The organism is Streptomyces sp. NBC_01016, assembly GCF_026341035.1.
Lineage (GTDB): Bacteria > Actinomycetota > Actinomycetes > Streptomycetales > Streptomycetaceae > Streptomyces.
Window position 1 is genome coordinate 1666849 of sequence record NZ_JAPEOQ010000001.1, and the last position, 12840, is coordinate 1679688.

Genomic DNA, 12840 nt, shown 5'->3' on the forward strand with positions numbered 1-12840 from the left:
TAGGCTCGTGGTGTGGAGCACGTCAAAGCAAGCAGCCGCAGGCCGTGGGTCGTCGGGGTGTCCGGCGCCTCAGGAACCCCGTACGCCGCTTCCGTGCTGCGCGCCCTGCTCGCGGCGGGCGAAGCCGTCGACCTCGTCGTCTCGCGGGCCTCGCGGCTCACGCTGCTCGACGAGACGGGGATCCCGCTGCGGGACGCGCACTGGCGCGAGGACCTGGCGGAGTGGCTGGCGCGCGGCGCCGACGGCAAGCCGGACACGTTCCGTGTCGTCGGGCTCGACGACGTGCGGTACTGGCCCGCAGGTGATCTCGCGGCCGGTCCTTCCTCCGGCTCGTACCCGGTCAAGGGCATGATCATCGTGCCCGCTTCGACGGCGTGCGTGGCCGGAGTCGCGCTCGGACTCTCGAAGGATCTGCTGCAGCGCGCGGCGAGTGTCACGCTCAAGGAGCGGCGGTCGCTGATCGTCGCCGTACGGGAGACGCCGCTGAACGGGCAGACGCTCAAGCACCTGGTGGCGCTCGACGAGGCGGGCGCCGTGGTGCTGCCGGCGTCACCGGCCTTCTACGCGGGGGCGACGCACATCCAGGACCTCGTGGACTTCGTCGCGGGCCGGACGCTGGACGCGGCGGGTGTGCCGCACACGCTGTACCGCCGCTGGGAGGGCGAGCTCGGGGGAGGCTCCCGTGCAGCCGAGTGACGCCGTTCCCCGTACGTGAGGGGGCTCCGTCGCCCCGAGTGAAGAACTTTGGATTTTGCGGGGATTCACCCTAGCGCGCCTTCGTTTCTGTACATAAGCTCGCGTCAACGCTGAACAATGAAAGGCATTGGACCTTATGGACGCCGTGGACAGGCAGCTCATCCAGGCCCTGCGCGAGAACGGCCGCGCCTCGTATGCGGAGTTGGGCCGGCTCGTCGGCCTGTCCGGACCCAGCGTCACGGACCGCATCAACCGCCTCGAGGCGGCCGGCGTGATCACCGGCTACCGCGCCACCGTCGACTCCGCCTCGCTCGGCCTCGGTGTCACCGCCCTCATCGGCATCTCGCTCTCCGACGCGGCCGACCACGAGGACGTGGCGCACCGCCTGCGCGACCTGCACGAGATCGAGGACTGCTGGTTCATCGCGGGCGACGACTCGTACATGCTGAAGGTTCGCGCGGGCGACGTGGACAGCCTGGAGCGGACGATCCGCCGGCTCAGCGGTACGAAGGGCGTGTCCCGGACCCGTACCACGATCATTCTCTCCACGAAGTGGGAGAACCGGGTGGGGGAGCTTCCCGAAGAGGTGTGAGCCCCGGGGCGTACGGTGGGCTGGTCTGTTGAGTTGAGGGAAGGTACGGGCATGGACGCAGGGCTCAAGCGCGAGCTGGAGCAGAAGGTCAGGGACGGTGAGCGGCTGTCCCGCGAGGACGGCATCGCGCTCTACGAGTCGGACGACCTGGCCTGGCTCGGCGGCCTCGCCCACGAGGTGCGGACGCGGAAGAACGGCGACGTCGTGCACTTCAACGTCAACCGTCACCTGAACATGACGAACGTGTGCACCGCTTCGTGTGCCTACTGCTCCTTCCAGCGCAAGCCCGGCGAGAAGGACGCCTACACGATGCGCATCGAGGAGGCCGTCAAGCTCGCGCAGGCGATGGAGTCGGAGAACCTCACGGAACTCCACATCGTCAACGGGCTGCACCCGAACCTGCCGTGGCGCTACTACCCGCGTTCGCTCAAGGCCCTCAAGGAGGCGCTGCCGAACGTCGGGCTCAAGGCCTTCACCGCCACCGAGATCCACCACTTCGAGAAGATCTCCGGGATGAGCGCGTCCGAGATCCTCGACGAGCTGATCGAGGCGGGTCTGGAGTCCCTCACCGGTGGTGGCGCCGAGATCTTCGACTGGGAGATCCGGCAGCACATCGTCGACCACGACACCCACTGGGAGGACTGGTCGCGGATCCACCGGCTCGCGCACGAGAAGGGCCTCAAGACGCCCAGCACGATGCTGTACGGGCACATCGAGGAGCCCCGGCACCGCGTCGACCACGTGCTGCGGCTGCGCGAACTGCAGGACGAGACCGGCGGCTTCCAGGTCTTCATCCCGCTGCGCTACCAGCACGACTTCGTCGACATGCAGGACGGCAAGGTCCGCAACAAGCTGCAGGCGCGGACGACCATGGCCACGGGCGCCGAGGCGCTGAAGACCTTCGCCGTGTCGCGGCTGCTGTTCGACAACGTGCCGCACGTGAAGTGCTTCTGGGTCATGCACGGGCTGCACACCACACAGCTCGCGCTGCAGCACGGGGCGGACGACATGGACGGCTCGGTCGTCGAGTACAAGATCACGCATGACGCGGACAACTACGGGACGCCGAACAAGATGACGCGTGAGGATCTGCTCGATCTGATCCGTGACGCGGGGTTCCGGCCGGTTGAGCGGAATACGCGGTACGAGATCATTCGGGAGTACGAGGGGGCGGACCCCGGGCGGCGGGATGCGCCGCAGCCGATGCGGGTGTGATTTTGGCGGGTCCCGGTTCTGGCCGGGGCCCGTTCTCGTTGCGGTCGTCGTCCGCCTCGGCCACGGGGCTCCGCCCCGGACCCCGCGCCTCAAGCGCCGGCGGGGCTGGAAAGATCGGGGCTCTGCCCCGGGCCCCGCTGCTCAATCGCCGCAGGGGCTTGAAATGCTCAAGCGGCGCGGGGGCTTGAAGGCGGCGCAGTCGCCGCAGCGGCTTGAAATGCCCGCCCGCCGCAGGGGCTCTAGTGGAGCGGCAGCATCATGTGGACGTCGTCCCTGTCGTCGCCCGGGGCCACCCGTATCGCGCCCGGGACGCGGCCGACCTCTTTGTAGTCGCAGGCCGCGTAGAAGGCGTCCGCGCCCGTGCCGCCGCGGCAGGTGAGGCGGAGGGCCTCGATGCCCTCGAAGGTGCGGGCGACCTCGGCGGCGGCCGACATCAGGGCGCGGCCGTAGCCCTTGCCCTGGTGCTCGGGGTGGACCATCACCGTGTAGAGCCACAAGTGGTGCTTCATCAGGCGGTGCTGGTTGTACGCGAGGAAGGCCGACGCCGCGACCCTGCCGTGCTCGTCGCGGCCCACGAGGAGCCGGGTCCGGCCCCCGGCGAGGTCCGCGAGACGCTTGACCAGCTCCGGGCGTATGTCCTCTGGCGTGACCGGCGGGACGAAGCCGACCGCGCCGCCGGCGTTCGTCACGTCCGACCACAGGGTGAGGAGCCCGTCGCGCAGGTCGGGGTCGACCGACGGGTCGAGTTCGAAGGTGAGGGGAGATGTGGTGCGCATGGGCCCGAGCGTAACCAGAGGCGAGGCCGTGACGTTCGGACGTCCGGGCCCAGCTGCCCGCCGTCCGCAAGAACCGGTGGCTGATCCGACGCCACGAGCCCCCGCTGAAATCGGACGCCCCTCCCCGTGCTTCACTGGAGGGGCGCTCGTCCTGTAAGGACACCATTTCGGAACGGAAGAGTGGATTGACATGCTCCGCTACACGCTGATGCGGCTCGGGATCTTCGTGGGCTGCTTCCTCGTCGTCTGGGGTCTCGTCGCCACCGGCATCGTGCCCGCCGGTATCGGCGGCTCCTACTGGATGTGGATCGCGCTGCTCGGCCTGGTGATCTCCGCACCCATCAGCTACGTCGTGCTGCGCGGCGAGCGCGACCGCGCCTCCGAGAAGGTCGTCGCCCGCGTGGACCGCGCCAAGTCGAACATGGCGGCCAACCGCTCCATGGAGGACGAGGCGGACGACGCCGCCCGCACCAGCGCCCACACCCAGGAGGCGTGAGCGCCCCCTGCTTCTGAAGGGCCTGCTTCTGTAGGGCCCGCGTAAGCTTCCTCACAGTCAGCACGACCCCGGCACCGGATCAGGTGCCGGGGTCGCCTGCATTTTCAAGGTAAATGCCGCTTTGAGCCCGTACGGGCACCTCATCTGCCCCAAAGAAGCCCTTTGATGTTCCCAAAGTTGCGGTGTTAACGTTCCTGTCATGAAGACATCAGTTGCGCCTCGAACCGCCACGGGCATCGCGCTCGTGGAGCGCCTGCATGTCGATCTCTGCCGCTGCATGTCCGCGGCCTGTCGCGCCTGATCGCGCAGTTTCGACTTCCTTGGCCGAAGCGACGCAGCGGCGCCGTTGACCACGTCCCACGGTCGCCGCTCCTGAACGCCCCCTGACTTGTCCCCGCGTGTCATCACAGGAGTGCCTCCGTGTCCGCGAACACCCCCGCAGTCGAACAGAAGTCCGGCTTCCGAATACCCAAGATCCCGTTCTGGGCGCAGATCCTCGGCGGTCTCGTCCTGGGTGTGCTGCTCGGCTGGCTGGCCCGCAGCCAGGACGTCTCCTGGCTCGTCACCACCCTGCAGAAGGTCGGCGACACCTTCATCCAGCTCCTGAAGCTGGCCGTCGCCCCGCTGGTCTTCTTCGCGATCCTGGTGTCCATCACCAACCTTCGTAAGGTCAACAACGCCGCCCGGCTCGCCTCGCGCACGCTGATCTGGTTCATGGTCACGTCGCTGATCGCGGTCGTCATCGGCCTCGCCATCGGGCTGCTCACCAACCCGGGCGCCGGCACCGGCCTGACCCCGAAGGACGGCGCCAAGCCGGACCAGGCCGGCTCCTGGATCGACTTCCTCACCGGCATCATCCCGACGGACATCATCACGCCGTTCACCGAGCTGAACGTGCTGCAGATCGTCTTCATGGCCGCCGTCGCCGGCATCGCCATCCTGAAGGTCGGCGAGAAGGCCCAGCCGATCCTGACCCTCTCCGAGTCGGTCCTCGAACTGCTCCAGAAGGCCCTGTGGTGGGTCATCAAGCTCGCCCCGATCGGCACCATCGGCCTCATCGGCAACGCCATCGCCACGTACGGCTGGAACCTGATCAGCAAGTACGCGACGTTCACCGCCGACATCTACGTCGGTTGCGCCCTGGTTCTCTTCGGCGTCTACCCGCTGCTGCTCGCCACGGTCGCGAAGCTCAGCCCGCTGCAGTTCTTCAAGGGTGCCTGGCCCGCGATCCAGCTGGCCTTCGTCTCGCGTTCGTCGGTCGGCACGATGCCGCTGACGCAGCGGGTCACCGAGCGCCTCGGCGTTCCGAAGGAGTACGCCTCCTTCTCCGTGCCGTTCGGTTCGACGACCAAGATGGACGGTTGCGCCTCGATCTACCCGGCGATCGCCGCGATCTTCGTCGCGCAGATCTTCGGCATCGACCTCAACGTCGGTGACTACCTGCTCATCGCCTTCGTGTCGGTGATCGGTTCCGCCGCCACCGCCGGTCTGACGGGCGCCACGGTCATGCTGACGCTGACCCTGTCGACGCTCGGCCTGCCGATGGAGGGCGTGGGCCTGCTCCTCGCGATCGACCCGATCCTGGACATGATGCGGACGGCGACGAACGTTGCGGGCCAAGTCGCGGTGCCGTTGATCGTGTCTGCGCGGGAGAAGATCCTCGACCGCGACAAGTACCAGACGGCCACGTCTTCCCCCATCGACGAGTCGCAGGCTGTGGTTGCCGCAGCCTGACGTCCCCAGGCTCGTTGCGACACGTGCCCCGCACCCGTGAAATCGGGTGCGGGGCACGTGTCGTTGGTGCGCTGTCGGTGCGGGCCTACTGGACGGCCGGGGCTGGGGTGGTTGCCTTTGCCGAGATGGTCGGCCCGGTCAGGCCCGCTCCAGGATCGCGGTGACTCCCTGCCCGCCCGCGGCGCAGATCGAGATCAGGCCGCGGCCCGAACCCCCGCGCTCCGCCAGCAACTTCGCAAGCGTGGCGACGATCCGCGCGCCCGTCGCCGCGAAGGGATGCCCGGTCGCGAGGGACGACCCCGCCACGTTCAACCGGTCCCGGTCGACCGGCGCGAGCCCCGCCTTCTCCCACGCCGCGAGCGTCGCCAGCACCTGTGAGGCGAACGCCTCGTGCACCTCGAACAGGTCGAAGTCCTCGATCCCGAGACCGGCCCGCTCCAGCATCCGCGGCACGGCGTACGCGGGCGCCATGAGCAGCCCGTCGCCCTCGCCACCGGTGACGTCACCGTCGACGAAGTCCACGGCCGCGGTCTCGTACGCGGTCAGATACGCGAGCGGTTCGAGGCCGCGGGCCTTCGCCCACTCCTCGCTCGCGAGCAGCACCACCGCCGCGCCGTCCGTCAGCGGCGTCGAATTCCCGGCCGTCATGGTCGGGTTCTCGCCCTTGACCCCGAACACCGGCTTCAGCGTGCCGAGTTTCTCGACCGTCGAGCCCGGCCGCAGATTCTGGTCGCGCTCAAGTCCCCGGTACGGCACGACGAGTTCCTCCAGGAGACCGCGGTCGTACGCCGCCGCGAGCCGCTGATGGCTGGTGGCGGCCAGCTCGTCCTGGGCCTCGCGCGCGATGCCCCACGCGCGCGCGGTGACGGCGGCGTGCTCGCCCATGGACAGGCGGGTGCGCGGCTCGGCGTTGCGCGGGATGTCGGGGATCAGATGCCCCGGCCTGACCTTGGCGAGCGCCTTGATCCTGGCGCCCGCCGACTTGGCGCGGCGGGCCTCGAGGAGGATCTTGCGCAGCTCGTCGTTGACGCCCAGCGGGGCGTCGCTCGCGGTGTCGGAGCCGCCCGCGATCGCGCTCTCGGTCTGGCCGAGCGCGATCTTGTTGGCGGCGGCGATCACGGCTTGCAGGCCGGTGCCGCAGGCCTGCTGGATGTCGTACGCGGGCGTGCGCGCGTCCAGCATCGAGCCGAGCACGGTCTCGCGCGCGAGGTTGAAGTCGCGGCTGTGCTTGAGCACGGCGCCCGCCACGAACTCGCCGACTGCGCCCGGCTCGTGGAGCTTCATCCGCCCCACGAGGCCGTCGAGCGCGGCGGTCAGCATGTCCTGGTTGGACGCGGTCGCGTACGGGCCGTCGGAGCGCGCGAACGGGATGCGGTTTCCGGCGACGACGGCGACACGACGCGGGGCGTTTCCTAGGGCGGGGGCAGCAGGGCCCTTCGGGGTTCGCGCCATGTTCGGCAGCTCCTGAGCTCTCGACAAGTACTGACCAATGAGTAACCTTACTCTGTAGTAAATTTACGACCGAGCTGGGAGCTGGACAATGGCCGACCGCTATCTGAACTTCACGGGCACGGCCCCCGGCCGCTTCCTGACCCGCCGCCTCGGCCTGCCGCAGCCCGCGCTGCTGCACCGCTTCAGCCCCGAACGCCCGGGCCTGGAAGGGAAGTTGCTGCACCTCACGGCGGGCGAGCCCGCGCACCACGAGGAGCTCGGGAAGCTGCTCGCCGGCACCGGCCTCGACGTCGTGTCGACCGCCTCCACGGGCGAGCACCCCGTCGCCGCCGTCGTGGACGCCACCGCCGTGACCGGCCTCGACTCCCTCGCCGATGTGCACGCCGCGCTGCACCCGGTCGTCCGCTCCCTCGCGGCGGGCGGCCGTGTGATCGTCCTCGGCGCACCGCCGTCGCCCGACGACCACCACCAGGCGGCCGCGCAGCAGGGCCTCGAAGGCTTCGTGCGCTCGCTCGGCAAGGAGATCGGGCGCGGCCGCACCGTGAACCTCGTGCGCGTCGCGGGCCCGGTGGCCGGCGCCGAGTCGACCCTGCGCTTCCTGCTGTCGCCGAAGTCGGCGTACGTGAGCGGGCAGGTGATCCAAGTGGGTGCGACGGAGGGCGAGTTGACGCTCCCCGGGAATTGGGACCGGCCGCTCGCCGGGCGCACCGCGCTCGTCACCGGCGCCGCCCGCGGCATCGGCGAGGCCGTCGCCGAGACCCTCGTACGGGACGGGGCCGAGGTCGTCCTGCTCGACGTGCCGTCCGCCGAGGCCGACCTCGCGAAGGTGGCGGAGCGGCTCGGCGGGCGCGCGCTGCCGCTGGACATCACGGCGGCCGACGCGGGCGAGCGGATCGCGGAGTTCGTGCCCGACGGCCTGGACGTACTCGTGCACAACGCGGGCATCACCCGCGACCGGCGACTGGCCAACATGCCTGCCGAGCGCTGGAGTTCGGTCCTGGAGGTCAACCTCGCGAGCGTGCTGCGGACGACGGACGCGCTGCTCGAGGCCGGGGCCGTACGTCGCGGCGGGTCGATCGTCGCCACCGCGTCCATCGCCGGAATCGCGGGCAACACCGGGCAGACCAACTACGCGGCGAGCAAGGCGGGAATCGTCGGTCTCGTACGGTCCCTGGCGCCGCGGGCCGCCGCCGAACACGGGGTGACGGTGAACGCCGTGGCCCCCGGTTTCATCGAGACCAAGATGACGGCGGCCGTCCCGCTGTTCATCCGGGAGGCCGGACGGCGCATGAACTCCCTTGGGCAGGGCGGGCTTCCGGTGGACGTGGCGGAGACGACGTCGTGGTTCGCGTCCCCGGGTTCGGGGGCGGTGAACGGCCAGGTGGTCCGGGTGTGCGGGCAGTCGCTGCTCGGCGCGTAACCCCTCCGGGGCGCCCCCCGCCTCGCGCAATCCGCCGCCACTCGCCGCCTTGGGCAATCCGCCGCCGCTCCGGCCGCCTTGGGCAATCTGCCGCCAGGGGCGGCAGGGTGGGCAAGGCGGCACCCCGGCGCGGGCAGCGCTCACCGGTCGGCGCCCACCCCGTCGCAGCCCGCACCACAGCTCCCGCAACGACACCCCCACCCCTCACGAGGACCCGCCATGACCCCCCGCACCGTCACCCTCGACCGCACCCCCTCCCTCCTCCCCCTCATGCTCCGCGGCGCCGCCCTCTCCCCACTCAAGCGGCCGCGCCAGGACGCACCGCTGCCCGACACCCGGCTCACCGTCCCCGGCCTCCGCATCACGCAGAACCACCTCACCGCGTACGAACGTGCCTGCGGGTTCGCGACCGAGCGGCCCGAGCTGCCCGTCACGTATCCGCACATCCTGGGCTTCCCGCTGGCCATGCGGCTGATGTCGGAGCGCGCGTTCCCGCTGCCGGTGCTCGGCCTCGTCCACACGTCGATCGCGATCACGCAACAGCGCGACCTGTCACCCACTGAAACGTTCGAACTGAGCGTCCACGTCAAGGAGTTGCAACCGCACCGCCGCGGCACGGAGGCCGTCGTCGTCACCGAGCTGCACACCGAGGGGGAACCGGTGTGGCAGTCGACCAGTACGTACCTGGCCCGCCACAAGACCTCCACGCCCAAGGGTGAGACGCCCCCGCAGGACACCCCCGCCGAACCGCTCCCCGAGGAGGCCCGCTGGCGGCTCGGCGAGGACCTCGGCCGCCGCTACGCCGCCGCGTCCGGCGACCGCAACCCCATCCACCTGCACCCGCTCACGGCCCGCCTCTTCGGCTTCCCGCGCGCCATCGCCCACGGCATGTGGACGGTGGCCCGCTGCCTGGCCGAGCACAAGACGAACGGGCCCGTCCACGTACAGGCCCGCTTCAAGGCGCCGGTGCTGCTGCCGGGCGAGGTGGTGTACGCGGCGCAGGGCCCGGCCTTCGAACTGCGGGCCGCCGAGGGCGACCGGGTGCACGTCACGGGCGAGGTGCACGGGTTGGCGGACTAAGTCTTGTCGGACCTAGGGCCCTAACGGGTCGTACCTAGGGCCCTAACGGGCCGACCAGCGCTCCCCGTCCATCAGGTTGCCGAGGCCCGACCAGGAGAAGTTCATCAACGTCGTGGCGGCCTCCTTCGCGGACACCGTCGCGTCGCCGTTCGCCCAGTCCGCCAGCGCCTCCGCCGCGCCGACGAGGGCCTGGGCGAGGCCCGCGACCTCCCGCTCGGCCAGCTCCGGGTTGTCGTGCGCCTCGCGTGCGGCCTCCGCGATCAGATGGGTCACGAACGCCACGATCTCCTCGCGCATCGCGCCGACCTCCGCGACAACGGGGTCCCCCTTGCTCGAACGAAGTTGAGACCCTGAGGAAGAGTCCCCGCCGGAACGCGCCTGGCTGTGCAGCACCGCCCAGCCGTCGGGGCGTTCGGCGGTGTGCGTGAAGAAGGCGGTCAGTCCCTCCCACAGCTGCCGGTCGGCGGCCACGTCCGTGCGTACGCCCGCCCGGACCGCGTCGACCAGCGCCTCCGCCTCCCGCCGGATACAGGCGCCGAACAGGTCTTCCTTCGAGTTCAGATACAGATACACCAACGGCTTGGACACACCCGCCAGTTCGGCGATCTCGTCCATCGACGCGGCCCGGTACCCCCGCTTCCCGAACACCCGCACCGCGGCGTCCAGCATCTGCCGCTCCCGCTCGGCCCGCGGCATCCTCTTCTGCCGCACCACCCCGGACCGCACTTCGCCGCCCACCCCAGCCGCCTTTCCTCGCCCGCTCTGCACGCCTCAGCGTACGCAGCCCGGCGTGACCACCCGCTCCCGAGGACCGGCGGGGACGACACATACCTTGCCCCGACGCTGCGCGCGCGGCGGGGCTCGATGATGCTCAGCGGGGGCTTGCCTGTTGGGGGTCCAGCTTCAGGACCGCCTCCTCGTCCGGCGACCCCGCAGGGGCCTGGTAGACGACCATGCGCTGGCCACCCGTACGCGCCAGCTGCATCACCTCGAAGGTGAGCGTCATCGCGCCGACCTTCGGATGGTCGAAGGACTTCGTGCCGCCGCTGCGCTCATGGACGTCGTACCGGTCCCAGATGCGGGTGAAGTCCGGTGACTTCAGGAGGAGTTCGCCGACCAGCGCCGCCATCCGCGGATCGTCCGCGTCCGTGCCGCCGATGGCCCGCAGGTGGGCGACCGACGCGGTCACCGTCTCCTCCCACGGCACGTACAGGGTCCGCCCGACCGGGTGCAGGAAGAGATAGCGGGTGATGTTGCGCTGCTCGGCCGGCAGGTCCCACAGGCCGGGCAGCAGGCGCCGGCCCGGCGGGTTCGCCGCGAGTACGTAGTTGAAGCGGCTGACCACGTACGCGGGCAGCGGCCGCAGCGCCTCCAGCATCCGGTGCACCGAATCGCGCACCGTGTCGTCGGTGGTGGGGCGGGGCTCGGTGTGCCGGCCCGAGGCCATCTCGGCCAGGTCGTGCAGCCGCTCGTGGGCGTCGCCGCGCAGCCGCAGCGCGTGGGCGATGGCGTCGATCACGGCGGGGGAGGGGTTCGTCTCGCGGCCCCGCTCCAGGCGCGTGTAGTAGTCGACGCTCACTCCGGCGAGCGTCGCCAGTTCCTCGCGCCGCAGCCCGGGCGTGCGCCGCAGCCCCGTACCGGCGGGCAGGCCCGCCTCGGCCGGTGTCACCTGCCCCCTGCGGGCCCGCAGATAGCGGCCCAGTTCCGTGGTCTCAGCCATACGTGCATTGTCCATGCTCGTCGAGCGCGGTGGGGGGCCGTGTCAGGGCCAGGAACGCGGCACCCCGGTGCGGCGCGGTCTGCCACCTTTCGCGCGGCGGCCGCAGAGTTGTCCTCGCTGCGGGTGGCCGGCAGGCAAGGGCCCTTCACGTAAGGGCCCGGGGGCCCAGGGAGTGCATGTCACAGGGCCGCGGCCCGTGCCTGCCGCCCACCCGCACTTCGCACACCACGCCCCAGGAGGACAGCGTGACCACCGTCGCCGCCAGAGCCCGTACTCGTACGCAACCCGTACTCGAAGCCGAGGCCGTACCCGGCCGCACCGGCCGGACCCCCGCCCTCCTCGCCGCGCTGCTCGGCTTCGCCGTGATCACCATCGACGTGTCGGCCGTGAACATCGCCCTGCCGGACATCCGCGACGACCTGCACAGCGGCATGACCGGACTGCAGTGGGTGGCGGACGCGTACACGCTGATGTTCGCCGGTCTGATGCTGTCGGCGGGCGCGCTCAGCGACCGCACCGGAGCCCGCCGCGCCTACGTCCTCGGCACCACCCTCTTCACCCTCGCCTCGCTGGCCTGCGCCGTCGCCCCCGGCCTCGGCGCGCTGATCGCGGCCCGCGTCGTCCAGGGCGGGGCGGCCGCCGTGCTGATGCCCGCGTCGCTCGCGCTGATCCGGGAGGCGTACGACGACGCGCGGCGACGGGCTCGGGCGATCGCCCTGTGGACGGTCGGCGGTTCGGTGTCGATGGCGGCGGGCCCGGTGCTCGGTGGCGTACTCACCGAACACGTGGGCTGGCGTGCGGTGTTCTTCCTCAACCTGCCCGTCGGCGCGGCCATCCTGCTCCTGCTCACGAAGGTCGCCCCCTCGCCGCGCCGCCCCGCACCACTGGACATCCCCGGCCAGATCACGGCGGTCCTCACCCTCGCGGGTCTGACCTTCGCCGTGATCGAGGGCGGCCGCGCGGGCCTCGCGGCGTTCGTCGTGGCGGTGGTCTCCGCGATCACCTTCTACGTGACCGAGAAGCGCCACCGCGCCCCGATGGTCCCGCTGACCATGCTGCGCGACCGCACGGTCTCGGTGTCCCTCGCGATCGGCTTCGCCACGAACGTCGGCTTCTACGGTGTGGTGTTCCTGCTCGGCCTCTACCTTCAGCAGCTCCGGGGCATGTCCGCGACGGCGGCGGGCCTGGTCTTCGTACCGCTGGCCGTACTGATCACCGGCACGAACCTGATCTCGCCGCGCGCCGCCGAACGGTTCGGCCGCCGCACGGTCGTCGTCATCGGCCAACTCGTCCTGGCCCTCGCGATGTTCGCCCTGCTGCCACTGTCCGCGCACACCCCGACCTGGCTGCTCCTGACCCTCCTCGTCCCGACGGGCCTCGGCGGAGCGTTCGCGATCCCGGCGGTGACGGCGATGCTGATGGACGCCGTCCCGGGCCCGCGCGTGGGCACGGCATCCGGCCTCCTCAACGCCCTCCGCCAAACCGGCGGCGCCCTCGCGGTCGCCCTCTTCGGCACCCTCCTCGCCGCCAACGGCGAGGGAACGTTCTCCCTGGGCGGTATGCGGGCGAGCCTGGTGGTGGCGGGTGTGCTGCTGGTGACGACGGCGGTGTTGAGCGGGGTGCTGCTGCGCAAATCAAGCCCCGCCGGCGATTGAGGCG

12 protein-coding genes are annotated in these 12840 nt (G+C 70.7%); 8 read left to right on the plus strand and 4 right to left on the minus strand.

Annotated elements, in window-relative coordinates:
* Window positions 1-12: 12 nt before the first annotated feature.
* From OG746_RS07860 to mqnE, 3 genes are all read left to right on the plus strand, one after another.
* Window positions 13-696 (plus strand): UbiX family flavin prenyltransferase, encoded by a 684-nt coding sequence (locus OG746_RS07860; protein ID WP_266712844.1) that lies wholly within the window; start codon window positions 13-15, stop codon window positions 694-696.
* A gap of 136 nt (window positions 697-832) precedes the next feature.
* Window positions 833-1288, plus strand: coding sequence for an Lrp/AsnC family transcriptional regulator (locus OG746_RS07865; protein WP_266712846.1), 456 nt, complete (start codon window positions 833-835; stop codon window positions 1286-1288).
* A 51-nt stretch (window positions 1289-1339) separates the two neighbouring features.
* Window positions 1340-2503, plus strand: a complete 1164-nt coding sequence (gene mqnE / locus OG746_RS07870; RefSeq protein WP_266712848.1) for an aminofutalosine synthase MqnE — start codon at window positions 1340-1342, stop codon at window positions 2501-2503.
* 239 nt (window positions 2504-2742) lie between these two features.
* On the opposite strand, the gene OG746_RS07875 is transcribed toward mqnE, so the two are convergent.
* Window positions 2743-3279: a GNAT family N-acetyltransferase gene (locus OG746_RS07875; RefSeq protein ID WP_266712850.1), complete on the minus strand. Its 537-nt coding sequence runs from the start codon at window positions 3277-3279 to the stop codon at window positions 2743-2745.
* A 190-nt stretch (window positions 3280-3469) separates the two neighbouring features.
* Between OG746_RS07875 and OG746_RS07880 the strand changes: the two genes are divergently transcribed.
* Both OG746_RS07880 and OG746_RS07885 read left to right on the plus strand, forming a co-directional pair.
* Window positions 3470-3775 carry a DUF4229 domain-containing protein gene (locus tag OG746_RS07880; protein WP_266712852.1) on the plus strand — a complete coding sequence of 102 codons (306 nt, stop codon included), beginning with the start codon at window positions 3470-3472 and terminating at the stop codon, window positions 3773-3775.
* Between the two features lie 420 nt (window positions 3776-4195).
* Window positions 4196-5509, plus strand: coding sequence for a dicarboxylate/amino acid:cation symporter (locus OG746_RS07885; protein WP_266712854.1), 1314 nt, complete (start codon window positions 4196-4198; stop codon window positions 5507-5509).
* A 138-nt stretch (window positions 5510-5647) separates the two neighbouring features.
* On the opposite strand, the gene OG746_RS07890 is transcribed toward OG746_RS07885, so the two are convergent.
* The gene (locus OG746_RS07890; protein WP_266712856.1) at window positions 5648-6961 is read right to left on the minus strand and encodes an acetyl-CoA C-acetyltransferase; all 1314 of its coding nucleotides are present in this window, start codon (window positions 6959-6961) and stop codon (window positions 5648-5650) included.
* A gap of 88 nt (window positions 6962-7049) precedes the next feature.
* Between OG746_RS07890 and OG746_RS07895 the strand changes: the two genes are divergently transcribed.
* Both OG746_RS07895 and OG746_RS07900 read left to right on the plus strand, forming a co-directional pair.
* Complete coding sequence (locus OG746_RS07895; protein ID WP_266712858.1) at window positions 7050-8381, plus strand: 3-oxoacyl-ACP reductase; 1332 nt, start codon at window positions 7050-7052, stop codon at window positions 8379-8381.
* A gap of 219 nt (window positions 8382-8600) precedes the next feature.
* Window positions 8601-9461 carry a MaoC family dehydratase gene (locus tag OG746_RS07900; RefSeq protein ID WP_266712860.1) on the plus strand — a complete coding sequence of 287 codons (861 nt, stop codon included), beginning with the start codon at window positions 8601-8603 and terminating at the stop codon, window positions 9459-9461.
* Between the two features lie 42 nt (window positions 9462-9503).
* Here OG746_RS07900 and OG746_RS07905 read toward each other — a convergent pair whose 3' ends face one another.
* Together OG746_RS07905 and OG746_RS07910 are read right to left on the minus strand one after the other, a co-directional pair.
* Window positions 9504-10157, minus strand: a complete 654-nt coding sequence (locus OG746_RS07905; RefSeq protein WP_266718777.1) for a TetR/AcrR family transcriptional regulator — start codon at window positions 10155-10157, stop codon at window positions 9504-9506.
* Between the two features lie 175 nt (window positions 10158-10332).
* Complete coding sequence (locus OG746_RS07910) at window positions 10333-11181, minus strand: helix-turn-helix domain-containing protein (protein ID WP_266712862.1); 849 nt, start codon at window positions 11179-11181, stop codon at window positions 10333-10335.
* A 245-nt stretch (window positions 11182-11426) separates the two neighbouring features.
* Here OG746_RS07910 and OG746_RS07915 point away from each other — a divergent pair, with 245 nt between their 5' ends.
* The gene (locus OG746_RS07915; protein WP_266712864.1) at window positions 11427-12836 is read left to right on the plus strand and encodes an MFS transporter; all 1410 of its coding nucleotides are present in this window, start codon (window positions 11427-11429) and stop codon (window positions 12834-12836) included.
* Window positions 12837-12840: the final 4 nt, after the last annotated feature.